Source organism: Streptomyces sp. NPDC003697 (genome assembly GCF_053587115.1).
Map to the genome: position 1 here is coordinate 1 of NZ_JBSFNN010000100.1, position 22,122 is coordinate 22,122.

At 74.5% G+C, this 22,122-nt stretch carries 23 protein-coding genes; 16 read left to right on the plus strand and 7 right to left on the minus strand.

The genetic code is table 11. The features are described from left to right. The first annotated feature begins 192 nt into the window (after window positions 1-192). From ACWDNY_RS27765 to ACWDNY_RS27780, 4 genes are read left to right on the plus strand one after another with little or no spacing between them, the layout of a single operon-like run. Complete coding sequence (locus ACWDNY_RS27765) at window positions 193-1,122, plus strand: ABC transporter ATP-binding protein (RefSeq protein ID WP_451648534.1); 930 nt, start codon at window positions 193-195, stop codon at window positions 1,120-1,122. Beyond that, complete coding sequence (locus ACWDNY_RS27770) at window positions 1,119-1,859, plus strand: ABC transporter permease (protein ID WP_451648535.1); 741 nt, start codon at window positions 1,119-1,121, stop codon at window positions 1,857-1,859. The genes ACWDNY_RS27765 and ACWDNY_RS27770 overlap by 4 nt, the downstream gene beginning before the upstream one ends. Before the next feature lie 5 nt (window positions 1,860-1,864). Beyond that, on the plus strand, window positions 1,865-3,049 hold the full coding sequence (locus tag ACWDNY_RS27775) for a sensor histidine kinase (RefSeq protein WP_451648551.1): 1,185 nt from the start codon (window positions 1,865-1,867) through the stop codon (window positions 3,047-3,049). After that, complete coding sequence (locus ACWDNY_RS27780) at window positions 3,046-3,663, plus strand: response regulator (RefSeq protein WP_451648536.1); 618 nt, start codon at window positions 3,046-3,048, stop codon at window positions 3,661-3,663. The genes ACWDNY_RS27775 and ACWDNY_RS27780 overlap by 4 nt, the downstream gene beginning before the upstream one ends. Before the next feature lie 362 nt (window positions 3,664-4,025). Here the strand turns inward: ACWDNY_RS27780 and ACWDNY_RS27785 are convergent, their stop codons facing one another. Together ACWDNY_RS27785 and ACWDNY_RS27790 are read right to left on the minus strand one after the other, a co-directional pair. After that, window positions 4,026-4,868, minus strand: a complete 843-nt coding sequence (locus ACWDNY_RS27785) for a transglutaminase family protein (RefSeq protein WP_451648537.1) — start codon at window positions 4,866-4,868, stop codon at window positions 4,026-4,028. 17 nt (window positions 4,869-4,885) lie between these two features. Continuing rightward, the gene (locus ACWDNY_RS27790) at window positions 4,886-6,031 is read right to left on the minus strand and encodes a GNAT family N-acetyltransferase (protein ID WP_451648552.1); all 1,146 of its coding nucleotides are present in this window, start codon (window positions 6,029-6,031) and stop codon (window positions 4,886-4,888) included. 140 nt (window positions 6,032-6,171) lie between these two features. Here ACWDNY_RS27790 and fdxA point away from each other — a divergent pair, with 140 nt between their 5' ends. Continuing rightward, window positions 6,172-6,492 carry a ferredoxin gene (fdxA, locus tag ACWDNY_RS27795; RefSeq protein WP_451648538.1) on the plus strand — a complete coding sequence of 107 codons (321 nt, stop codon included), beginning with the start codon at window positions 6,172-6,174 and terminating at the stop codon, window positions 6,490-6,492. A 140-nt stretch (window positions 6,493-6,632) separates the two neighbouring features. After that, entirely contained in the window at window positions 6,633-7,727 is a 1,095-nt protein-coding gene (locus ACWDNY_RS27800) for a bifunctional succinyldiaminopimelate transaminase/glutamate-prephenate aminotransferase (RefSeq protein WP_451648539.1), read from the plus strand. 204 nt (window positions 7,728-7,931) lie between these two features. Here the strand turns inward: ACWDNY_RS27800 and ACWDNY_RS27805 are convergent, their stop codons facing one another. Together ACWDNY_RS27805 and ACWDNY_RS27810 are read right to left on the minus strand one after the other, a co-directional pair. Continuing rightward, entirely contained in the window at window positions 7,932-8,378 is a 447-nt protein-coding gene (locus tag ACWDNY_RS27805) for an ATP-binding protein (protein ID WP_451648540.1), read from the minus strand. 306 nt (window positions 8,379-8,684) lie between these two features. Continuing rightward, window positions 8,685-9,737, minus strand: a complete 1,053-nt coding sequence (locus ACWDNY_RS27810) for a heavy metal transporter (protein WP_451648541.1) — start codon at window positions 9,735-9,737, stop codon at window positions 8,685-8,687. Between the two features lie 93 nt (window positions 9,738-9,830). Between ACWDNY_RS27810 and dapE the strand changes: the two genes are divergently transcribed. Together dapE and ACWDNY_RS27820 are read left to right on the plus strand one after the other, a co-directional pair. Next, window positions 9,831-10,910 (plus strand): succinyl-diaminopimelate desuccinylase, encoded by a 1,080-nt coding sequence (dapE, locus tag ACWDNY_RS27815; RefSeq protein WP_451648542.1) that lies wholly within the window; start codon window positions 9,831-9,833, stop codon window positions 10,908-10,910. A 256-nt stretch (window positions 10,911-11,166) separates the two neighbouring features. Beyond that, window positions 11,167-11,928, plus strand: coding sequence for an LOG family protein (locus ACWDNY_RS27820; RefSeq protein ID WP_451648543.1), 762 nt, complete (start codon window positions 11,167-11,169; stop codon window positions 11,926-11,928). 224 nt (window positions 11,929-12,152) lie between these two features. Here ACWDNY_RS27820 and folP read toward each other — a convergent pair whose 3' ends face one another. After that, a complete protein-coding gene (gene folP, locus ACWDNY_RS27825; protein ID WP_451648553.1) occupies window positions 12,153-13,013 on the minus strand; it encodes a dihydropteroate synthase in 861 nt (286 codons plus the stop codon). 400 nt (window positions 13,014-13,413) lie between these two features. Here folP and ACWDNY_RS27830 point away from each other — a divergent pair, with 400 nt between their 5' ends. Continuing rightward, entirely contained in the window at window positions 13,414-13,767 is a 354-nt protein-coding gene (locus tag ACWDNY_RS27830) for a DivIVA domain-containing protein (RefSeq protein WP_451648544.1), read from the plus strand. Then, complete coding sequence (locus ACWDNY_RS27835) at window positions 13,764-14,342, plus strand: DNA-3-methyladenine glycosylase I (protein WP_451648545.1); 579 nt, start codon at window positions 13,764-13,766, stop codon at window positions 14,340-14,342. The genes ACWDNY_RS27830 and ACWDNY_RS27835 overlap by 4 nt, the downstream gene beginning before the upstream one ends. 36 nt (window positions 14,343-14,378) lie before the next feature. Here the strand turns inward: ACWDNY_RS27835 and chcB are convergent, their stop codons facing one another. Next, the gene (gene chcB / locus ACWDNY_RS27840) at window positions 14,379-15,182 is read right to left on the minus strand and encodes a 2-cyclohexenylcarbonyl CoA isomerase (protein WP_451648546.1); all 804 of its coding nucleotides are present in this window, start codon (window positions 15,180-15,182) and stop codon (window positions 14,379-14,381) included. Window positions 15,183-15,555: 373 nt separating this feature from the next. Here chcB and ACWDNY_RS27845 point away from each other — a divergent pair, with 373 nt between their 5' ends. After that, the gene (locus ACWDNY_RS27845; protein WP_003966491.1) at window positions 15,556-15,723 is read left to right on the plus strand and encodes a DUF3117 domain-containing protein; all 168 of its coding nucleotides are present in this window, start codon (window positions 15,556-15,558) and stop codon (window positions 15,721-15,723) included. Window positions 15,724-15,875: 152 nt separating this feature from the next. Here the strand turns inward: ACWDNY_RS27845 and ACWDNY_RS27850 are convergent, their stop codons facing one another. Further along, complete coding sequence (locus ACWDNY_RS27850) at window positions 15,876-16,574, minus strand: O-methyltransferase (RefSeq protein WP_451648554.1); 699 nt, start codon at window positions 16,572-16,574, stop codon at window positions 15,876-15,878. Window positions 16,575-16,808: 234 nt separating this feature from the next. Between ACWDNY_RS27850 and sigE the strand changes: the two genes are divergently transcribed. The 5 genes from sigE (at window position 16,809) to ACWDNY_RS27875 (ending at window position 21,888) form a co-directional block, all read left to right on the plus strand. After that, entirely contained in the window at window positions 16,809-17,510 is a 702-nt protein-coding gene (gene sigE / locus ACWDNY_RS27855) for an RNA polymerase sigma factor SigE (protein WP_451648555.1), read from the plus strand. Beyond that, window positions 17,507-18,550 carry a zf-HC2 domain-containing protein gene (locus ACWDNY_RS27860; RefSeq protein ID WP_451648547.1) on the plus strand — a complete coding sequence of 348 codons (1,044 nt, stop codon included), beginning with the start codon at window positions 17,507-17,509 and terminating at the stop codon, window positions 18,548-18,550. The genes sigE and ACWDNY_RS27860 overlap by 4 nt, the downstream gene beginning before the upstream one ends. A 148-nt stretch (window positions 18,551-18,698) precedes the next feature. Further along, window positions 18,699-20,333 carry a S1C family serine protease gene (locus ACWDNY_RS27865; RefSeq protein ID WP_451648548.1) on the plus strand — a complete coding sequence of 545 codons (1,635 nt, stop codon included), beginning with the start codon at window positions 18,699-18,701 and terminating at the stop codon, window positions 20,331-20,333. Between the two features lie 210 nt (window positions 20,334-20,543). Continuing rightward, window positions 20,544-20,972: a sec-independent translocase gene (locus tag ACWDNY_RS27870; protein WP_451648549.1), complete on the plus strand. Its 429-nt coding sequence runs from the start codon at window positions 20,544-20,546 to the stop codon at window positions 20,970-20,972. Window positions 20,973-21,216: 244 nt separating this feature from the next. Further along, complete coding sequence (locus tag ACWDNY_RS27875; protein ID WP_451648550.1) at window positions 21,217-21,888, plus strand: hypothetical protein; 672 nt, start codon at window positions 21,217-21,219, stop codon at window positions 21,886-21,888. Window positions 21,889-22,122: the final 234 nt, after the last annotated feature.

The window sequence follows — 22,122 nt, forward strand, 5'->3', positions numbered from 1 at the left end:
TCGGGAGGCGCGATGAGCTGGGCGGATCCCTGTTGGGCCAGGCGCGTGCGCACCAGGTTGTCTGCGTCGAGATCTGTCGGCGTCCTCCCCCCGGCGGCGGCGCCGTCACCCCAGCCGCATGACATCTGTCATCCGGCAGTCGGGACCGCCGGCACTGCCGGGCCCCGGCGTCCCCGGGCCACGATGGACGGCATGACGACGACAGCCCGGAACGCCGGTGCGACCACGGCGGTGGCGTTCGACCAGGTGACCAAGAGCTACGGCGACGTACGGGCCGTGGACGGGCTCACGCTCGCCCTGCACCCCGGTCAGACCGTGGCCCTGCTGGGGCCCAACGGCGCCGGCAAGTCAACCACCCTCGACCTCCTCCTCGGCCTGAGGCAGCCCGACAGCGGCACGGTCCGCGTCTTCGGCACCGGGCCCCGCGACGCGATCGTCTCCGGCCGCGTGGGCGCCATGCTGCAGAGCGGCGGGCTGATGGAGGACGTCACGGTCGCCGAACTGGTGCGCCTCGCCTGCGACCTGCACCCGCGGCGGTACCGGGTCACCGACGTGCTCGCCCGCGCCGGTGTCTCCCAGATCGCCGACCGCAAGGTCAACAAGCTCTCCGGCGGCCAGGCCCAGCGCGTCCGCTTCGCCCTGGCCACCGCCGGCGACAGCGACCTCGTCGTCCTCGACGAGCCGACCACCGGCATGGACGTCTCCGCCCGCCAGGCCTTCTGGGCCACCATGCGCGAACAGGCGGACCAGGGGCGCACGGTGCTGTTCGCCACCCACTACCTGGAAGAGGCCGATGCCATCGCCGACCGGGTGCTGGTGCTGCACCGGGGCAGGCTGCTCGCCGACGGCACCGCCGCCGAGATCAAGGCGAGGGCCGGCGCCCGCCGCGTCTGCTTCGACCTGGAGGGCCCGATCGACGAGGCCGCCCTGCGCGGCCTGCCGTCCCTGACCTCGCTCGACGTCTCCGGGCAGACCGTCCGCATCCAGTCCGCCGACGCCGACGCGACCGTCCACGCCCTCTACGGGCTCGGCGTCCGCCCCCGCAACCTCGAAGTCGCCGGCCTCGGGCTGGAGCAGGCCTTCGTCGCCATCACCGAGGCCGAGGAGGCCAAGCAGTCATGACCGCTCTGATCAGACTCGAACTCGTCCGCGCGCTGCGCAACCGCAAGTTCCTGTTCTTCTCCGTGCTCTACCCGTCGATCCTGTTCCTGATCATCGCCGGCAACGCCGACGGCGTCACGGAGGTCGACGGCAGCGGCCTGACCCTCCCGACCTACATGATGGTCTCCATGGCCTCCTTCGGCGCCCTGACCGCCGTGCTCATGGGCAACAGCGAGCGGATCGCCAAGGAGCGCGAGAGCGGCTGGGTGCGCCAACTGCGGCTGACCAGCCTGCCGGGGCGCGGCTACGTCCTCGCCAAGACCGCCGGGGCCGCCGTCGTCAGCCTGCCGTCCATCGTCGTGGTCTTCGTCGTCGCCGCCGCCGTGAAGCAGGTACGGCTGGACGCCTGGCAGTGGCTCGCCCTCACCGGTGTCATCTGGGCCGGCAGCCTCGTCTTCGCCGCACTCGGCGTCGCCATCGGCTATCTCGCCACCGGGGACGCCGTCCGCCCGGTCACGATGATCGTCTACTTCGGCCTGTCCCTGCTCGGCGGCCTGTGGATGCCGGCGACCACCTTTCCCCAGTGGCTCCAGGACATCGCCACCTGGCTGCCCACGCACGCGTACGCTGCTCTCGGGCAGGCCGTCGAACAGAGCCAGGCGCCGCACGCGCGGGACATCGCCGTCCTCGTCGCCTTCTTCGCCCTGTTCGCCGGCGGCGCGGCCTGGCTGTACCGGAAGGACACGCTGAAGGCGTGAGCGCCATGACCGAGGAACCGCCGTGCGAGCACGACCACGCCTTCCGCATGGGTGAGCCACCCCGCAACCGGCGCGAGCTGCTGCGCAAGCTCGTCTGGATCGGCGTCTGGCTGGTCTTCCTCAGCTCACCCGTGCACGACCTGGCCGCCGGCCACCACACGCCGGCCGGCACCGCGGCCGGTTCGCTGGGGCTGGCGGCCTTCGTCGCCGCCTACCTGGGACTGGTCTTCCGGAACATCGCCAGGCCGTCCACCCGGTTCTACGTGGCCGGCCTCATCGCCGCCCTCGCCGTGCTGGCCGTCGTGCTGTGCCTCGCGCTCGGCCCGGCCTGGCTGGGCCTGTTCTGCTACGTCTCCGTCGCCTGCGGGGCGACCCTTCCCCCGCGGGCGGCCTACTGGTCCGTCCCCGCGACCGGCGGCCTGATGCTGCTGGCCGGGCTCCGCGTCGGGGTGCAGGAGGCGTGGAACCTGCTCCTGCTGGTGATCCTCATAGGCTTCGCGATGACCGGCGTCGGCCAGCTGGTGCGCACGACCGTCGAGTTGCGCCAGGCCCGCGCCACCGTCGCCCAGCTCGCCGCGAACGAGGAGCGGCTCCGGCTGGCCCGCGACCTGCACGACCTGCTCGGCCACTCGCTGTCGCTGATCACGCTGAAGAGCGAGCTGGCCGGCCGGATGCTGCCCGGCCACCCCGACAAGGCCGCCCAGCAGGTCGCCGACATCGAACAGGTCAGCCGCCAGGCCCTCGTCGACGTCCGGGAGGCCGTCACCGGCTACCGGCGTCCCCGGCTCCACGTCGAACTCGCGGGGGTCCGGGTGGCGTTGACGGCGGCCGGGGTGGACGCCCGGCTGCCCCCGGAGCCGGACCTCGCCGGCCTCCCCGAGGACAGCGAGTCCGCCCTCGCCTGGGCGCTGCGCGAGGCGGTCACCAACGTCGTACGGCACAGCGGCGCCCGGCGCTGCGTCGTCGAAGTGGTGCGGCGGCAGACCCTGGACGGGCCGACGCTCGAACTCTCCGTGGAGGACGACGGCTCCGGCGGCACGGGCCAGGGCCCCGGCAACGGTCTGACCGGCCTGACCGAACGCCTGCAGAAAGCGGGCGGAACGCTGGAGGCGGGCCGGTCCGGGCGCGGCTTCCGGCTCGTCGCCCGCGTGCCGGCCGGCACGCGGGTGGACGTAGGATCCCCGGCATGAGCAGCCGCCCGATCAAGGTCCTGTTGGCCGAGGACCAGTCCATGGTCCGCGAGGCGCTGGCCGCTCTCCTCGGTCTGGAGGACGACATCGAGGTCGTCGCCCAGGTGGCGCGCGGGGACGAGGTGCCTGCGGCGGCACGCGCGCACGAGGTGGACGTGGCGCTGCTCGACATCGAGATGCCGGGCTGTACGGGCATCGAGGCGGCCGGTCTGCTCCACCGCGAACTGCCGGGAGTGAAGCTGGTGGTCCTCACCACCTTCGGCCGCCCCGGGTACCTGCGCAGAGCCATGGAGGCCGGCGCGGACGCCTTCCTGGTGAAGGACGCGCCGGCGGCCCAACTGGCCGAGGCGGTACGGAAGGTGCTGGCGGGGGAGCGGGTGATCGACCCCACGCTCGCCGCGGCGGCCCTGGCGGACGGCGCCAACCCGCTGACCGACCGCGAACGCGAGGTGCTGCGGGCGGCGGCCGACGGCTCCACCAACGCGGAACTGGCCGCGGCGCTGCACCTGTCCCAGGGCACGGTCCGCAACTACCTGTCCACGGCCATCCAGAAACTGGCCGTCCGCAACCGGGCGGAGGCCGTGCGCACGGCCCGCGAGAAGGGCTGGCTGTAGGGCTGTCCGGCGGATCATGCCGGAGACGCGGGCTGCGGCCCGGCCGTCCGCGGCGTTGTCGTACGTCGCCGGCGCTCCGCGTCGACGCCCTCCTCCGCCGTGCAGCCGCACGCACCGGATCCCGCTCACCCGGGCTGCGGGGTGCCGCCGGTTTCCTCCGACGTGATCCGCCGGACAACCCCCGGGCGCCGGGGCCCCCGGCGCCGGCGGCCTCCTCCACGCGGCGGCCTCCACGCGGCGGCCGCCCCGCGGCTGCCTGCGGTCGTGCTGCCTGCGGTAGTGCTGCCCGTGGCCGGTGGGCACGAGATAAGGGCCCGTACGACAGAAGCCGTACGGGCCCCGCGCGGGCGGCCCCGCGTTCCTCAGTTGAGCCTCGCCCGCGCCGCTCGCGCCTGTCCCCGCAGACGCTCGGCCGCCGGCTCGTCCACCACCTCCGCGTACGCATCCAGCTCCGCCGCCCCGCCGAGGAAGTCCCCGCGCTGCACCAGCACCTGCGCCCGCTCGTAGCGCAGCCGCGCCGGATGCGACGGCAGCAGCAGCGACAGCTCCACCGCCCACAGGGCCACGTCCGAGCGCTCCGGCCGTGCCGCGGCCCACGCCCGGATGTTGTTCAGGATGCGCGCGACGACCTCCAGCGGTGTCGCCGGCACCAGCATCGACGGGTCCAGCGGCACCCCCGTCGCCCCCACGACCAGCAGCTCCGCGTCGGCCCCGGTCAGCAGCCGCCCCCCGTCGAACGGATCGGCGAGCACCTGTTCCCCCGCCGTCCCGAGGCCCACCACGAAGTGCCCCGGCAGCGCGACTCCGTACACCGGCGCCCCCGCCCTGCGCGCGACCTCCATCCACACCACCGACAGCACGATGGGCAGCCCGCGTCGCCGGCGCAGCACCTCGTGCAGCAGCGAGGACTCCAGGCGCCGGTAGTCGGCGCCCGAGCCGCGGAACCCGCACCGGTCCCCGAGGACCTCCCGCAGGGCCACCGCCCAGGCACGCGGCCCGCCCGGCCGGTAGGGAAGCAGCCCCGCGAGCCGGTCGAGCTCCACCTGCGCGGCGTCCATGCCGTCCTCGTCCAGCGTCCCGTCGGCCTCCGCGGCCACCAGCAGGCACAGCTCGGCCAGGTCGGGCCGCTCGGCCCGGGCCTCTTCGGCGAACCTGCGCCGCAGCTCGGCGGAGCGTTCGGGCGGCGGGGGACAGGGGGAGGGCATGCCAGGATCGTGCCCCCTCACGACGCGCCGTGCGAGCCGTGCCGACCGCGCGGACCGTCCGGCCCCGCACCCGGCTCACGGCCCGGGCCGGTGCCGGGCTCGCCGGCCGGGTTCGCGTTCCGGTCGGTACCGGGATCGTCGCCCGGCCCCGGTACCGGCTCGCGGTAGTGGTGGTACGCGTGGTGCGCCGTGAAGCCCAGTGCGGCGTACAGCGCCCGCGCGCCCGCGTTGTCGTTCTCCACCTGGAGCCAGGCCGCCGACGCCCCCTCGTCGAGGGCCTGCCGGGCGAGCGCCGCCATCACCGCGGTGGCCAGCCCCCGCCGCCGCTGCTCCGGGTCCACCTCGACGGCGGCGAAGCCGGCCCACCGCCCGTCCACGACACACCGTCCGATCGCAGCCGGCACACCCCCGGCCGTCCCCGGGACCGTCGCGAACCACACCGACGGCCCGCCGCCGAGCACCTTCAGCGCCGCCTCACCGACCCCCTTGCGCCGGTAGCGCGCCAGCCACGCCGCGTCGGCCTCCCGGGAGAGGACCACCCCGGCGTCCTCAGCTCCCCCGGCGCCTCCCGCGCGGTCGGCCAGCGGAGCGAGCGCCCCGGTCCACAGCTCGGCCGTCACCTCACGCACCCAGCCCCGGCGCTCCAGCTCCTCGCACAGCGCCTCCTGCGTGCCCTCGGCGCCGGTCGCCGTCTGGACGTAGGCGGGCAGGCCGCGCTCGCCGTACCAGCGCCGGACGGCGGCCAGCGCCTCGTCCAGGGGCAGGCCCGGGTCACCGGCCGGGAGGACCGAGTTGGCCCGCCGCGTGAACCCGGCGGCGGCCCGCAGCTCCCACTCGCCCAGCCGTTCGCTCTCCAGCGGCCGCCACGCCCGGGAGGCGACACGCGCCAGTTCCGCGTAGGGGGCGGCCGGTCCGCGCCGCCGCGCCGGTGCCGGCGGCACGACCTTGCCCGCGACCAGCGAGGATTCCGCGATCCGGACGGTTTCGCCGCTCTTCCGTGTGATCACCAGCACACCGTTGTTCCATGATGTGAGAACGCCGACCGTGTCGGTGAACGTCTCACCCGGCGTCCGAGGTTCGCTCCAGCGCCGTACGGAGACTCGTTTGCCCACGTCAGCAGTGGTGATAGGGACCTCGAGGCGCCCTGTCGCCGATATTTCCACAGGTCGGTTCACCCCTCCTGTTCGGATCATGCCCAGGAACGGAGATACTAGGGGCGGGCATCGACGACGCCGCGCTCCCGCGCGCCAGGCGGCGGAGCCTGAGGAGGCCCGCCGGCGCCCTATCGAGGAGGAACGACAGCGTGACCTACGTCATCGCGCAGCCTTGTGTCGACGTCAAGGACAAGGCGTGCATCGAGGAGTGCCCGGTCGACTGCATCTACGAGGGCCAGCGGTCCTTGTACATCCACCCGGACGAATGCGTCGACTGCGGAGCCTGTGAGCCGGTCTGCCCGGTGGAGGCGATCTTCTACGAGGACGACGTGCCGGACGAGTGGAAGGACTACTACAAAGCCAATGTCGAGTTCTTCGACGACCTCGGCTCTCCCGGCGGCGCAAGCAAGCTGGGGCTGATCGAGCGCGACCACCCGCTGGTCGCCGCGCTGCCGCCGCAGGGCGAGTAACCCGTAAGCGGCCCGCATCACGCGCCGCCTCGGTCCCGTACGGCCCGATCCGCCCGATCGTCGCCGCACGGGACCGAGGCGTTTGCCGTACGAGCCCCGCACGGACGGCTCGTACGCGTACGAGAAAGTGAGCCAGACCCGTGTCCGCAGTCTCCGACCGGCTTCCCACCTTCCCCTGGGACAAGCTGGAGCCCTACAAGAAGACGGCCGCCGCGCACCCCGACGGCATCGTCGACCTGTCCGTCGGCACCCCGGTCGACCCGGTCCCCGAGCTGATCCAGAAGGCGCTGATCGCCGCGGCCGACTCCCCCGGCTACCCGACCGTCTGGGGCACGCCCGAGCTGCGCGACGCGATCACCGGCTGGGCCGGGCGCCGCCTCGGCGCCCGCGGCCTGACCCACCGCCACGTCCTGCCCGTCGTCGGCTCCAAGGAACTGGTCGCCTGGCTCCCCACCCAGCTCGGCCTCGGCCCCGGCGACCGGGTGGCCTTCCCCCGGCTGGCCTACCCGACGTACGAGGTGGGCGCGCGCCTGGCCCGCGCCGGCCACGAGGCCTACGACGACCCGACGCGGCTCGACCCCCGGGGCCTGCGGCTGCTGTGGCTGAACTCCCCGTCCAACCCGACGGGCAGGGTGCTGGAGAAGGAGGAGCTCACCCGGATCGTGGCCTGGGCCCGCGAGCACGGCGTGCTGGTCTTCTCCGACGAGTGCTACATCGAGCTGGGCTGGGAGGCGGACCCGGTCTCCGTCCTGCACCCGGACGTCAACGGCGGCTCCTACGAGGGCATCGTCGCCGTGCACTCGCTGTCCAAGCGCTCCAACCTCGCCGGCTACCGCGCCGCCTTCCTGGCCGGCGACCCGGCGGTCCTGGGTCCGCTGCTGGAGATCCGCAAGCACGGCGGCATGATGACGTCCGCGCCGACGCAGGCGGCGGTCGTGGCGGCGCTCGGGGACGACGCCCACGTGCGCGAGCAGCGGGAGCGGTACGCGTCCCGGCGTGCGGTCCTGCGCGAGGCGCTGGTGCGGCACGGTTTCCGCATCGAGCACAGCGAGGCCAGTCTCTACCTGTGGGCCACCCGCGACGAGTCCTGCTGGGAGACGGTGGCCCACCTGGCGGAGCGCGGCGTCCTCGTCGCGCCGGGCGACTTCTACGGGCCGGCGGGCGAGCGGTTCGTCCGCGTGGCCCTGACGGCGACGGACGAGCGGGTGCGCGCCGCGGTCGAACGCCTGGCGTAGGACCCGGGCGGGCGGCAGCACCCGCCGCCCGCCGTGGCCTGCCGCCCGCCCGCCGTGGGCGGCGGAACCGCGGAGGCGGTCCGGGTGCGTACCGGTCGCGGCGCCGGGGAGTGACCGGCCGGCCTCGCCGACCGCACGTTCCCCGGACAGAACGACGGGGTCCGGGGAACTCCCCGGACCCCGTCTCGGTTCACGACGCGGTGCTCAGCCGATCCCCAGCCCGTCCACCGGCAGGGACGACTTCGGCAGTCCGCCCTTCGCGACCGAGTCCGTCGGCAGCCCGCCCTTGGTCGCCGCCGAGGCGGTGTCGCCGAGCAGGCGCCCGGCCGAGCCCGCGGCGGTCCCCGCCGTCCTCTGCGCGGCCGGCGCGGCCTTCTTCGCGACCTTGCCGCCGGTCTTGCCCGCGGCCGGCACCGCCTGCTTGACCGCCTTGCTGCCGGTGTCACCCGCGAGCCCGGTGACCTCCCGCGCCGCGGCGTCGGCGGTGTTGCCGACGTACGCCCCGTCCAGGGCGGTCGGAGCGCCGAGGCCGGGGGCGGCGGGCAACTCGGGGGCCGCGCTGGCGGAGCCGGCCGCACCGACGCCGGCGGCCGCTCCCGCAGCGACGAGTAGCGCGGCACGGGCGATCCGGCGGGTCAGGGGGAGGGACATGATGCTCCTTCGACGGGAGAGAACTGGAAAATCCGGCCGCGCCCGGAGGTCGCTCGACCCAGGCTCGGACGCAGTGACTACCGCTCGAAGTCCGCGAAGGTTGCGGCGGGCCGAGGTAAAGAATTGGCAATGCGGCGATCGCCGGCCGCGGGCGGAGCCGGGCGGCGGCGTCCTGCGCGGCGACCCGGCGAATCCTTACGGCCCTGTGCTCCCAAGGGCCCGGGCGCCCCGGAATGATGACGCGACAACCTGTCCGCATCCGGCGCCCGGGACGTCGCGCGTCACCGGGACGGGTGAGGATCCGTACTACTGCCCGGTGACGATGCGGACCGACCCCGCGCCCCGCTCGGCCCCTGCGGTGCCCCGCGGTACCGCGGCACGCCACCGGCTGTCCGTGATCCCGGCCGTCCACTCCCGTCCCGCGAACGAGACCCGCTGGATGTGCAGCCGAGAGGCGTTGGCCACCGCCCAGTGCGCCAGCTGCCAGCCCCGCTCCCGCTCGCCGCGCGCCGTCCCGTCACCGGACCCGGCGGACACGGGGAGCGTCACCGTCCGCTCCTGGGCGGCCACGGGCGACGCGGAGGCGGAGGCAGCGGCGGAGGCGGACGCAGACCCCGCGCCCGGCGCGTCCGGGCCCGTGTCCGTGTCGGTGTCCGCAGGGGTGTCGTCGCGGTGGTCCCGGTCGACCTCCGCGCCGGCCTGCTGCACCACGTCCCGCCCGAAGTCCCGCACCAGCGCGGCCCGCACCCCGTCGGGGCCCGGTGTGCGTGTCGCGCCCGGCCGTCCCTCGCAGGTCAGCGTGGCCGCGGCGCGGCCGGTCAGCGCGGCGGCGAGCAGGGTGGCGTCCGGCTCGTGCTTGGCGTACGCCTGCGGGTAACCGCTGCGCTGGACGCGCTGCGCCGCCACGGTCAGCGGCAGCCGGGTGTAGCCCGGCACCTTGCCCAGGTGCTCGTAGAACTCGCCCGCCGAGTACGTCGGGTCCATGATCTCCCGTGGCGTGCCCCAGCCCTGCGAGGGCCGCTGCTGGAACAGGCCCAGGGAGTCCCGGTCGCCGTGCCGGATGTTGCGCAGCGCCGACTCCTGCAGTGCGGTCGCCAGCGCGATGGTCACGGCCCGCTCGGGCATCCCGCGCCCGGTGCCCACGGCGGCGATCGTCGCGGCGTTCACCGCCTGCTCCGGCGTGAACTCGTACGTCGCGCCGTCGCCCTTGCCGGAGACGACCTTGCAGCCCGGCGCGCCCGTGCCACCCGTGAGGTACTGGACCGTGAGATACCCGGCGAGTGCGAGCAGGACCACGAAGGCCGCCCCGAACCGGAGCAGGCGGCCGCGACGCTTGGAGGTGGGGGACGGCTCTGGCACGCGTACAAGGTACTGGAGACGGCCGGGGCGGCAGAGCCGGGTGTGGACAAACCGGTCCGGCCTGCGCGGTGTTCGCGGGGTTAGGGTCGGGCCATGGCCGATACCCCGCTTGATCTCACCCTGGACGCCGCGCGGCTCACCGCGCAACTCGTCGACCTCCCCTCGGAGAGCGGCACCGAGAAGCCGCTCGCCGACGCGATCGAGGCCGCGCTGCGCACCCTGCCGCACCTGACGGTCGACCGCTTCGGCAACAACGTCGTGGCGCGGACCCGGCTCGGGCGCGCCGAACGTGTGATCCTCGCGGGCCACATCGACACGGTGCCGATCGCCGGCAACGTTCCCTCGCGCCTCGACGAGGACGGCGTCCTGTGGGGCTGCGGAACCTGCGACATGAAGTCGGGCGTGGCGGTGCAGTTGCGCATCGCCGCCACCGTCGCCGCCCCGAACCGCGATCTGACCTTCGTCTTCTACGACAACGAGGAGGTCGAGGCGGAGCGCAACGGCCTCAAGCACATCGCCGACGCCCGTCCCGACTGGCTCCACGGCGACTTCGCGGTCCTGCTCGAGCCGTCCGACGGCCAGGTGGAGGGCGGCTGCCAGGGCACGCTGCGGGTGCTGCTGAAGACGAAGGGCGAGCGGGCCCACTCGGCGCGGGGCTGGATGGGATCCAACGCCATCCACGCCGCCGCGCCGATCCTCCGGCGGCTGGCGGCCTACGAGCCGCGGCACCCGGTCATCGACGGCCTGGAGTACCGGGAGGGCCTCAACGCCGTCCGCGTCTCGGGTGGCGTCGCCGGGAACGTCATCCCCGACGAGTGCGTCGTCACCGTCAACTTCCGCTACGCGCCGGACCGTACGGCGGAGGACGCCGTCGCGCACGTCCGTGAGGTGTTCGCGGACTGCGGGGTCGAGGAGTTCGTGGTGGACGACCACAGCGGCGCGGCGCTGCCGGGGCTGAGCCACCCCGCCGCGGCGGCGTTCATCGAGGCGGTCGGCGGCACCCCGCAGCCCAAGTTCGGCTGGACGGACGTGTCCCGCTTCTCGGCGCTGGGCGTTCCGGCGGTCAACTACGGCCCGGGCAACCCGCACTTGGCGCACAAGCGGGACGAACGGGTGGAGACGGCGAAGATCCTGGCGGGGGAGGAGCGCCTGCGGGACTGGCTGACCGGCTGACCGGCTGACCGGCCGGCCGCTCCCCGCCCCCGGCGCGGGCGGCTGACCGGCTGACCGGCCGGCCGCTCCGGCCGCTCCCCGCCCCCGGCGCGGGCCGGTGACGTGGCGCTGGACATGCCGAGGTCCCCCGTCCGTAACCCGCCTGGATCTACGCTGGGGCGGAAAGACCTTCCCCGGGTACCCGGGCCTTCCCGCGCACGGTTCCGGCCGAGCGGGGAACCGGTGATCAGGGGAGACGCGAGCGGAGGGAGCGCACATGGCGACCGGTAACCCCGAGGGCAAGCCGCAGCCACCGGAGGAGCAGCGCCTGGGACCGGTCCTGCGCCGGCGGGGCCAGGTCCAGGCCAGCACCACGGACCAGCGGCTGCTGGACGAGCGCGCTCCCACGGACTGGGTGCACACCGACCCCTGGCGGGTCCTGCGCATCCAGTCGGAGTTCGTCGAGGGCTTCGGCACCCTGGCCGAGCTGCCGCCCGCCATCAGCGTCTTCGGGTCCGCGCGGACCCCCGTGGACTCTCCGGAGTACGAGGCCGGGGTACGGCTCGGCCGTGGCCTGGTGGAGGCCGGCTTCGCGGTGATCACGGGCGGCGGACCGGGCGCGATGGAGGCGGCGAACAAGGGCGCCTGCGAGGCGGGGGGCATCTCCGTCGGCCTCGGCATCGAGCTCCCCTTCGAGCAGGGCCTGAACCCCTACGTCGACATCGGGCTCAACTTCCGCTACTTCTTCGTGCGGAAGATGATGTTCGTGAAGTACGCGCAGGGGTTCGTGGTGCTGCCGGGCGGCCTGGGTACTTTGGACGAGCTCTTCGAGGCGCTCACCCTCGTGCAGACCCGGAAGGTCACCCGCTTCCCGATCGTCCTCTTCGGCACCGCCTACTGGGGCGGCCTGGTCGACTGGCTGGAGAGCACGCCGATCGCCCAGGGCAAGGCCGCGCAGGCGGACCTGTCGCTGTTCCACCTGACCGACGACGTGGACGAGGCCGTGGCCCTGGTGTCGAAGGAGGCGGGCCGCCCGTAGCGGGCGCGTCGGCCGCTGCCCGCCGGCCCCGCGACACCGCGGGGCCGGCGCGGGAGGTGCCCCCTAAGGGCGGTTCCGCAGTCCCCGGCGGGCGCACGGCGACAGCTACGGCACCTCGCCGCGTTGTCGGATCGCCCGAACACGCCCAGTATGAGGACGACCCTCCGCCTTGCGATCCGCATCCGACGCCGCACGCTGATCCACCGCGGATCACGGGACAGCCCTCAGGCCAGCCCGCGCCGGGAGACCGCGGGGGCCCGGTGTCCCGCGATGGTGGCGACCATGTCCAGCACCTCCCGGGTCTCGGCCACCTCGTGCACCCGGTACACCCGCGCCCCGAGCCACGCCGACACGGCCGTCGTCGCCAGTGTGCCGAGCAGCCGTTCCTTCACCGGCCGGTCGAGCGTCTCCCCGACGAAGTCCTTGTTGGACAGCGACACCAGGACCGGCCAGCCGGTCGCCACCATCTCGTCCAGCCGCCGCGTGGCCTCCAGGCTGTGCCGCGTGTTCTTGCCGAAGTCGTGACCGGGGTCGATCAGCACCGACTCGCGGGGTACGCCCAGCGACACCGCCCGCTCGGCCAGCCCCACGGTCACCCTCAGGATGTCGGCCATGACGTCGTCGTACGCCACCCGGTGGGGCCGGGTCCGCGGCTCCGCGCCGCCCGCGTGCGTGCACACCAGGCCGGCGCCGTACCGCGCCGCGACCTCCGCCAGCCCGGGGTCCACGCCGCCCCACGCGTCGTTCAGCAGATCGGCCCCGGCGTCGCACACCGCCTCGCCGACCTCGGACCGCCAGGTGTCGACGCTGATGACCACGTCCGGGAAGCGCCGGCGCACCTCCGCCACGAACCCGACGGTGCGCCGGGCCTCCTCCTCGGCGGACACCTCGTCCCCGGGGCCCGCCTTGACCCCGCCGACGTCGATGATCGCGGCGCCCTCGGCCACCGCCCGCTCCACGCGCGCCAGGGCCGGCTCGTCGCGGAAGGTGGCCCCGCGGTCGTAGAAGGAGTCGGGGGTCCGGTTCACGATCGCCATGATCACCGGCTCGTGTGCGCCGAATTCACGCCTGCCCAGCCTGAGCATCCCCTGTGACCTCTCGTCGTCCTCGTCGTCCACGTCGTCCACGCCGGCCGTCGCCGGTCCTTGCCGGTCGTTCGTCGGCCGATGCAGGCCGTCGCCGGTTGCCGACGACCGTCGCCCGTCCCGCCCGTCCCGCCCGTCCTGCCCGGCCGCCCCGGTCCCGCGGCCGCCTGCGACCCTAACCGTCGGACTCGCATGGCACGATCGGACCCTGACACATTCGGCACCGGGCGGGCGCACCGCCCGCCCGGATCCGACCGGCAGACCCGTTGCTCGACACCAGTCGACCGACACACAACGCGGCCGTCACACCAAGCGGCCGGCACAACCCGACCGACACAACCGAACCGACTCTTGCGTGCCGGCGCCCGGAGCGCCCGGCACAGACCGTGGGGACCCAGCGATGGTTATGTTCTTGTTCCTGGTCGTCGCGCTCGCCGTCGTGGTCGCCGCGGTGACCCTCGCCGTGGTGGGCGGCGGCGAGGGCACCGGCCCGCTGCCGGAGGCGGCGCCCGAACGCCTCCACGACCCGCTGCCCCCGGACCGCCCCCTCGACCGGGAGGACGTGGCGCGCCTGCGCTTCCCGCTCGCCGTCCGCGGCTACCGCATGGCCGACGTCGACGACGCCCTCAGCCGGCTCGGCGCCGAACTGGCCGAGCGCGACGCGCGCATCACCGACCTCGAGGCCGCACTCGCCGGCGCCCGCGCCGCCGCCCGCCCGCGCCTGGACAAGCCCGACGAGGAGGAACGGCGATGAGCGCCGCCGTCACCGGGCCCGACGGCGCCCTGCGCTGCCCCTGGGCCCTGTCCGCCGCGGAGTACGTGGCGTACCACGACGAGGAGTGGGGCCGTCCGGTCCACGGCGACGACGCCCTCTACGAACGGCTCAGCCTGGAGGCCTTCCAGTCGGGCCTGTCGTGGATCACGATCCTGCGCCGCCGGCCCGGCTTCCGGTCCGCCTTCGCCGGCTTCGAGATCCGGGCGGTGGCCACGTTCACGGAGGCCGACCGGGAGCGGCTCCTCGCCGACTCCGGCATCATCCGCAACCGCGCCAAGATCGACGCGACGCTGGCCAACGCGCGCGAGCTCGCGCAGTGGGCGCCCGGCGAGCTGGACGACCTCATCTGGTCCCACGCCCCCGACCCGGCCGCCCGGCCCGCGCCGGCGACCCTCGCCGACGTCCCGGCGGTGACCGCCGAGTCCACGGCCCTGTCCAAGGCCCTGAAGAAGCGGGGTCTGCGCTTCGTCGGCCCGACCACCGCCTACGCCCTGATGCAGGCGTGCGGACTGGTCGACGACCATCTCGCCGACTGCGTGGCCCGCCGCCCCTGACCTCACCGGCCGGGGGCGGCACCCGCCACGCGCGGGTCAGCGGCCGAGGTACTTCGGCTTCTCCTTGTTGACGAAGGCCTGCACCGCGATCGCGTGGTCCTCCGACGACCCCGCCCGCGTCTGCAGCTCGTCCTCCTTCTCCAGGGTCTCCTCCAGGGAGTGCGTCAGCCCGTAGGCGACGGCCTCCTTCAGCGCCGCGTAGGCCACCGTCGGCCCCTCGGCCAGCGCCCGCGCCACCTTTCCGGCCTCGGCGCGCAGCTCCGCGGCGGGCACGACCCGGTTGGCGATGCCCAGCTCGTAGGCGTCCCGCGCGGTGATGCTGCGAGGGAAGAGCAGCAGGTCGGCGGCGCGCGCCGGCCCGACGACCCGCGGCAGGGTCCAGGAGATGCCCGAGTCCGCGGTGAGCGCGACCCCGGCGAACGACGTGTTGAACGAGGCCGTGTCCGCGACGACCCGGTAGTCCGCCGCCAGCGCGAAGCCGAAGCCGGCCCCGGCCGCGACGCCGTTCACCGCCGCGACCACCGGCTTCCGCGCACCGGCCAGCGCCCGGACGATCGGGTTGTAGTGCTCCCGCACGGTGGTCATCGTCTGCCGCGAGCCCGTCTCCCGGTCGGCGGCCAGCAGTCCGATGTGCTCCTTCAGGTCCTGGCCCACGCAGAAGGCGCGGTCCCCGGCGGCGGTCAGCAGCACCGCCCGCACGGCCTGGTCGGCCGCAGCGGACTGCACCGCGTCCCGCAGAGCGACCTTGGCCGCGACGTTCAGCGCGTTCATCGCCTCGGGGCGGTTCAGCGTGATCGTCGCGAGCCCGTCGCTCACCTCGTAGAGCACGGTGTCGGCCATGGGACATCCCCTCCGGTGTCACAGGTGGGGGCGTACCGGCCGGTACGCCCTCGTCTCGAAGACAGCATGGCGGACTTCACCGGCGGCGCACCGGAGCGGATGTGTGACCTGCGTCAAAGAATTCCCGTCGATTTCCGGACGGCGAATGTCCGGGCGGGTGCGCAGTATCGCAGCCACATCGCCGAATTGAGTGGTTTTGCTCGCGCGCGTTGCCCAAGCGATGCCGATGGATGTTGGTCATCCGGTCCTGAGATGCGGGATAATGGCTGGGAAGCAATGTGTTCGATGCCGGTGTCGCGTGTCTCCAACGGGCTGCGCGTGCCCTCTGGGGGCCGTCGGCGACGATGAGCTGGTTTCAGGAAGGGGTACGAGCATGGCGGCCATGAAGCCGCGGACGGGCGATGGCCCGCTCGAGGTGACCAAGGAGGGGCGGGGCATCGTCATGCGCGTTCCGCTCGAAGGCGGCGGTCGACTCGTCGTCGAGCTGACCCCCGACGAGGCCGACGCGCTCGGCGACGCCCTCAAGAAGGTCGTCGGCTGACATCCGAGCGATCCTGAGCTTTTCGGCTTCCCCGGCATCGTGCGTGGTGCCGGGGAAGCCGTTTTCCGGGGCAGCCGCCTTTTCCGGGCGACGCCCGCCGGGCGGCCGCCTCCCCGGGAACGGACGCCCGCCGGGTCGCGCGGGCACGGTGCTCAGCGCTTGACCGCGCACAGCAGGCCGTCGCCCACCGGCAGCAGCGAGGGCACCAGCTCCGGGCTCTCGCGCAGCGTGCGCAGCAGCTCCCGCAGCCGCAGGACCTCCGTGGGCTGCGGACCGGAGTCCACCGTCCGCCCGTGCGCGAAGACGCCCTCGAAGACCACCAGCCCGCCGGGGCGCAGCAGACGCAACGATTCGGCGAGGTACTCCGGGAACTCCAGCCGGTCGCCGTCGCAGAAGACCAGGTCGTAGCCGGCGTCCGCGAGGCGGGGCAGGACGTCCAGGGCCCGGCCCGGGATGAAGCGGGCGCGGTTGCTGGCGAAGCCGGCGGCGCGGAACGCCTGCCGGGCGAACTGCTGGTGCTCCGGCTCGGTGTCCACGGTGGTCAGCACCCCGTCCGGCCGCATCCCGTACAGCAGGTGGATGCCGGAGACGCCGGTCCCGGTCCCGATCTCCGCCACCGCCTTCGCGTCCACGGCGGCGGCCAGCAACCGCAGGGCTGCGCCCGTGCCGGGCGTCACCGCGCGCAGCCCTGCCTCACCGGCCCGGTCGCGGGCCCAGTGCAGCGCTTCGTCCTCGGCGACATAGGCGTCGGCGAACGCCCAGCTCGTCTGCCGGTTGCCGGTAATGACCCTCTCCTGTCCCCATGGATGCCTGGGCGTGACTGTATCCGTTGGCGTCGGGAACCCGCAGATGGGACCGGGCGTTTGACGGGATGAGGAACTAGCGGCCGGCACGACGGGGGGTATGGGGTGGAACGGGACACCGGGCAGGAGCCGCCGCAGCCGCACGAGCCGGGTCAGGGCGTGCCAAATTCTCGTAAAACCGCTTATCCGGAGCTAACGGGCGAGGTGGCTATGGTAGGGGCTCCACTGGACACCACCAGAGCCGACAGGGGAGGTGCGGCCGCGCCCGGGGACCGGGGAGGAGTGCTGCGGCGCTTCCTCGGGTCGGCGGGCAGGCCGAAATCCGTGAACCACACCGCTGCTGACCCGAGCCGCGCCGCAGACCGCGCCCAGACCGCGACGTTCGCCACCGACGCGGACGGGCAGGCGTGGACTCCGCCCACCTGGGAGGAGATCGTCAGCACCCACAGCGGCCGCGTCTACCGCCTGGCCTACCGCCTCACCGGCAACCAGCACGACGCCGAGGACCTCACCCAGGAGGTCTTCGTGCGCGTCTTCCGGTCCCTGTCGACGTACACGCCGGGCACCTTCGAGGGCTGGCTGCACCGCATCACCACCAATCTGTTCCTCGACATGGTCCGCCGCCGGCAGCGCATCCGCTTCGACGCGCTGGGCGACGACGCGGCCGAGCGGCTGGCCAGCAAGGAACCCACCCCGCAGCAGCTCTTCAACGACGCGCACTTCGACGCGGACATCCAGCAGGCCCTCGACACGCTGGCGCCGGAGTTCCGCGCCGCGGTCGTGCTGTGCGACATCGAGGGCCTGTCGTACGAGGAGATCGCCGCGACCCTGGGCGTCAAGCTCGGCACGGTCCGCTCCCGTATCCACCGCGGCCGCTCCCAGCTGCGCAAGGCGCTCGCGCACCGCTCGCCGGAGGCACGTGCCGAGCGCCGCGCCTTCGTGCCCCGCGTCCCCGCGCTGGGGGGAGGGGGCGCGTCCGCGTGAGTGGCTCCCGACCCGATCCCGCCGCGGGGCACCTCGCGGAACAGCACCTGGGGGACCGCCTCTCCGCGCTGGTCGACGGAGAGCTCGGTCACGAGACGCGCGAGCGCGTCCTGGCACACGTGGCCACCTGCCCGAAGTGCAAGGCGGAGGTCGACGCGCAGCGCCGGCTGAAGAACGTCTTCGCGGAGACGGCCCCGCCCCCGCCCTCCGAGAGCTTCCTGGCCCGTCTCCAGGGGCTTCCCGCGGGTGACGGCACGGGCGGTGGCGGCGGCTCGCTGCTGGGCGGGGGAGCGTTCCCCGGCGGAATCGGCGGCCCTGCCGGGCGGTCCGGCGCGTTCGACGTCAAGCGCGGAGAGAGGTTCTCCTTCGGGTACGTCCCCACGGGCCCGCACGCGGTCGGGCCCCTGGCCGCCGCCGCGGACCGCGGCTTCCGGATCCACCCCGTCGGCCGCCACGACAGCGAGCGGCCGGCCTCCCGCGGACTGCGGCTCGCCTTCGTCGCGGCCGGCGCGGTGTCGCTCGCGGCGATCGCGCTGGGGGGAGTGTCACCCGGCATCGTCCCGGGCGACACGGCCGCGGAGGCACGCGGCGGCTCCGGCTCGGGCAGCAACGTGACCCCGGCGCGCACGGCGGGCACGGGAGCGGCGACGGCACCCGACGCCTCCCGGCGCCGGTCGGCGGGACCGCTCTCGGCCCAGGGGCCGGGCGCGCCCGGCGGCACCCCGGCGGCGCCGACGGCACTGTCCGCGCCGCTGCTGCCCGGGGTACCGACCCCGGCCGTCGGGCGGACCCAGGACGTGACGCGCACGGTGACCACCCCGGTCGTCGCGGGCGCCGCCGTCGTCTCCCCGCTGATACGCCCCCTCGCCACGGCACCGCCGGTCGCCCTGATCTCCTGGTCCGCGCCCCCGCCGCTCGTGCCGCCCGGCCTTCTGGCCGCTCCCGTGCCCGGAACGGCAGCCGCTCCGTCCCCCTCCCTCTCTCCCCCCGCGGACCCCGCCTCGTCGCGTCCCCCCGCCACCGCGCGCCAGGCCCGCTGACCGTTCATCGTCCGGCGGCGTTCTCCGCCCGGCGGCCCGGGGACCTGGTTGAATCCAGGTGGTCGCGCCCTCGGCAGTGGTCGGGGCGCGGAGTCGACGACGTGCGGTCGCCGCCACGAGCCGTGCCGCGGCCAGTTGTGGGGAGAACATGAACGAGGGGAAGCCCACCCGGTCCACGCGGCCGAACTGGTGGAGCCGGTCCCGGTCGGGTGCGGAGCGGGCGGAGAGCCCGTCCCCGGCCCAGGAAGCCGGAGAAACGATCCAGCACGAGACCGCCGAGGCGACACCCGCCCCCACCGTCCTCCCCGGGCCCCGAACGCCGGACAGTCCTGCCGGCACCGGGGGCGGCGGCGGCGATCCCATGGGCGCCGCGGCCCCCGAGCGGCACGGCCCGGCACCTGCCGGCCCGGCCGTCGGCAGCCTGCCGTCGTCCAGCGGGCCGTGGCGCGGCTACGACGCCGCGGGCGCCGCGGCCCCCGAGCCGCACGCCCCGGCGTCCGCCGTCCCGGCCGCCGGCACCAGGGACGGCGACGGCGGCTCCATGGGCGCCGCGGGCGCCGAGCGGCACGGCTCGCCCTCGTCCGGCGGGCCGTGGAGTCGCTACGACCCCTGGGCCGCCGCTCCCTTCCGCGCCCCCCTGCAGGAGCACGGCACGAGTCTGCTCACGCCGCGTCGGCGGCGCCGGCGGACGCTTCTGGGCGGGGCTCTGGCGCTGGCGCTGGTCTCCGGCGGTGCCGGCGGGTTGGTCGGGGCGTACGTCGAGCGCAACGGCGGTGTGGGCACCGTGCGGCTGCCGCAGGCCGGGAAGGAGCCCGCCGGACGGGCTCCGGACAGCGTCGCCGGGATCGCCGCCCGCGCGCTGCCCGGCGTCGTCACCCTGCACGTCGCCGGCTCCGACGACCAGGGCACCGGGACCGGCTTCGTGCTCGACCGCCTCGGGCACGTCCTCACCGACAACCACGTCGTCGAGCCCGCGGCGTCCGGCGGCGGGATATCCGTGACCTTCAGCGGCGGTCAGACCGTGAGGGCGCGGATCGTCGGCCGGGACCCCGGCTACGACCTCGCCGTCGTCCAGGTCCGGGGGGTGCGCGGCCTGACCCCCGTGCCCCTGGGCAACTCCGACAACGTGCGGGTGGGCGATCCGGTCGTCGCCATCGGCGCCCCCTTCGGCCTGGCGAACACTGTCACCTCCGGCATCGTCAGCGCCAAGGAGCGGCCCATCACGGCCGGCGGCGAGAAGGGCGACGGCACCGACGTGTCGTACGTGGACGCGTTGCAGACCGACGCCCCCATCAACCCCGGCAACTCCGGTGGCCCGCTGCTGGACGCGCGGGGGCGGGTCGTCGGCGTCAACTCCGCGATCCGGTCCGCCGGCAGCGGTGCCGACGTTCAGGGCGGGCAGGCCGGCTCCATCGGGCTCGGCTTCGCCATCCCCGTCAACCAGGCCAGGCGCGTAGCCGAGGAGCTGATCAACACCGGCCGGGCGACCCACCCGGTGATCGGCGTCACCCTCGACATGGGGTACGCCGGCGACGGCGCCCGGGTCGCCGCCGCGAGCCGCGGCGGGGGAGCCCCGGTGACCCCGCACGGCCCCGGCGACCGCGCGGGCATCAGGGCGGGCGACGTCGTCACCGCCGTGGACGGCCGGCGCGTGCACACCGGGGAGGAACTGATCGTCAGGACCCGTGCCCACCGCCCCGGCGACCGCCTGGAGCTGACGGTCGAACGCGACGGGAGGCAGCGGACGGTCTCGCTCGTGCTCGGATCCTCGGGCGGCGGCTGACCCCGGCGGACCACCGAACCCGGCCCGGCGGGCCCGCCCGGTGCCACCGGGCGAACGGACCGCGAACCCCCGGTGTACACGCCCCCGCGCGCAGCGCGGGACGGTACCGGTCGGCCGCGTGCGCCGGGTACCGTGGACCCGGCCCGGACCACGGAAGACCGCACGGACCACCGAGGGGCCGCGGACCGAGGACATCGCAAGGAGCTTCAGGTGTTCAATGACATAGGACCGCTCGAGCTGGTGACGCTCGTCGTCCTGGCCGTGCTGGTGTTCGGTCCGGACAAGCTCCCGAAGGTCATCCAGGACGTCATGCGCACGATCCGGAAGATCCGCGACTTCTCGGAGAGCGCCAAGCAGGACATCCGCAGCGAACTGGGCCCCGAGTTCAAGGACTTTGAATTCGAGGACCTCAACCCCAGGACGTTCATCCGCAAGCAGCTGGACAACGAGGACCTGGGCCTGAAGGAGATCCGCAACGGCTTCGACCTGAAGAAGGAGATGGCCGAGGTCACGGACGCGGTCCACCGCCGCGAGCCCGACGCGCCGGCGGCCCCGTCCGGCGGCCGGATCGACATGACCAAGAAGAGCGAGGTCCCGGGTCCGGGCGAGCCCCCGCCCTTCGACGCGGACGCCACCTGAGCCCCGTACGCCGACGGCGCCGCACGTCACAGCGTTCGGCGCGCCGCCGGACGTGACGCGTCCCCTGGCCCGCGGCCGCCGTGCGCGGCCGGAACCCTTCGTTCCCGCGAGCCACGCGCCGAGCACGTTCCCTGCTGCCCGCAGCGGGCTCGATATGCTGCCGAGTTGTTGTGCGGACCGGACGAGTACGCCCGAAGGGGGGCGGGCCGACCGGACCGACGAGAGCGAGGAGGCGTCCGGGAACATGGAGACGACGAGTGGGGCAGTCGCGCAGACGCCGGCCGCGGAAGGCGGGCAGCAGGTCCCCTCCGTCCGGCGTACGGTCGACGGCTACCTGCTGGCGCCCTTCCCCTGGTACGGCCTCGACGAGGCCTTCACGGGGCCGCGCTGGCTGATGCAGGTCGGCACCTCGGCCGACGGGGTGGTGGAGCACGGTTCCATCGGGCACGGCGACGAGCCCTCCGTGCGCAACGAGCACCTGGCCGCGGCGCCGAACGAGCCCCGGGAGAAGTTCGCGGTCGTGGTCACCGTCGCGGCCAACCCGGTGCGCCGCAGCGCGGACGGCACCGGCCTGCTGGAGGCCACCTCGGTGTCGTCGGCGGCCTGGCTCGCCGGGGTGGGACTGCTGTCCTTCACCTGGCCGGGCCAGATGGACCACAGCCTGCGCGACGACTGGCTGGAGCAGCAGACGGAGACGGCGTGGGTGCTGGCCGACGACCTGTCGGGCCCGGCGTGGTCGACGCTGTCGCTGCCCGTGGACGGCGTCCCCACGCCCTTCCACTACCGGGAGTCCGAGTTCGGCTGGGTGCTGGCCGGGTCGACGCCGCAGGGAGTGCACGTGGGCGCGTACGGGCGGGGCATGAGCGCGTACGGCCTCGGCTTCGCGGTCGTCAAGGACGTCTCGGCGTACGCCTGACGCCCCCGGGGGACCGCCGGGCCGTCCAGGCGGTCCCCCCGTACCAGGCCGCTGCGCCGCGGTCCCCGGGCCGGCCGCAGCGCTCCTCAGCCGTGGGGCCGGCCGGTGCCGGGCCTCACGGCGGGGAAGGGCCAGCGGCAGCGTGACCGCGCGGTGCCGGGCAGACATGCGACGAGGGGGCGCCGTTCCACCGGAACGGCGCCCCCACGGGGGGGGGGGGGGAGAACGGGTTGC

Excerpts from the sequence above, each read along its gene's own strand:
- folP (WP_451648553.1), bottom strand. The coding sequence starts at position 13,013 with ATGCTCAGGCTGGGCAGGCGTGAATTCGGCGCACACGAGCCGGTGATC.
- ACWDNY_RS27845 (WP_003966491.1), top strand. The coding sequence starts at position 15,556 with ATGGCGGCCATGAAGCCGCGGACGGGCGATGGCCCGCTCGAGGTGACC.
- dapE (WP_451648542.1), top strand. The coding sequence starts at position 9,831 with ATGGCCGATACCCCGCTTGATCTCACCCTGGACGCCGCGCGGCTCACC.
- chcB (WP_451648546.1), bottom strand. The coding sequence starts at position 15,182 with ATGGCCGACACCGTGCTCTACGAGGTGAGCGACGGGCTCGCGACGATC.
- ACWDNY_RS27765 (WP_451648534.1), top strand. The coding sequence starts at position 193 with ATGACGACGACAGCCCGGAACGCCGGTGCGACCACGGCGGTGGCGTTC.
- ACWDNY_RS27785 (WP_451648537.1), bottom strand. The coding sequence starts at position 4,868 with ATGCCCTCCCCCTGTCCCCCGCCGCCCGAACGCTCCGCCGAGCTGCGG.
- ACWDNY_RS27780 (WP_451648536.1), top strand. The coding sequence starts at position 3,046 with ATGAGCAGCCGCCCGATCAAGGTCCTGTTGGCCGAGGACCAGTCCATG.
- ACWDNY_RS27865 (WP_451648548.1), top strand. The coding sequence starts at position 18,699 with ATGAACGAGGGGAAGCCCACCCGGTCCACGCGGCCGAACTGGTGGAGC.
- ACWDNY_RS27820 (WP_451648543.1), top strand. The coding sequence starts at position 11,167 with ATGGCGACCGGTAACCCCGAGGGCAAGCCGCAGCCACCGGAGGAGCAG.
- ACWDNY_RS27835 (WP_451648545.1), top strand. The coding sequence starts at position 13,764 with ATGAGCGCCGCCGTCACCGGGCCCGACGGCGCCCTGCGCTGCCCCTGG.
- ACWDNY_RS27875 (WP_451648550.1), top strand. The coding sequence starts at position 21,217 with ATGGAGACGACGAGTGGGGCAGTCGCGCAGACGCCGGCCGCGGAAGGC.
- ACWDNY_RS27805 (WP_451648540.1), bottom strand. The coding sequence starts at position 8,378 with ATGTCCCTCCCCCTGACCCGCCGGATCGCCCGTGCCGCGCTACTCGTC.
- ACWDNY_RS27770 (WP_451648535.1), top strand. The coding sequence starts at position 1,119 with ATGACCGCTCTGATCAGACTCGAACTCGTCCGCGCGCTGCGCAACCGC.
- ACWDNY_RS27830 (WP_451648544.1), top strand. The coding sequence starts at position 13,414 with ATGGTTATGTTCTTGTTCCTGGTCGTCGCGCTCGCCGTCGTGGTCGCC.
- ACWDNY_RS27775 (WP_451648551.1), top strand. The coding sequence starts at position 1,865 with ATGACCGAGGAACCGCCGTGCGAGCACGACCACGCCTTCCGCATGGGT.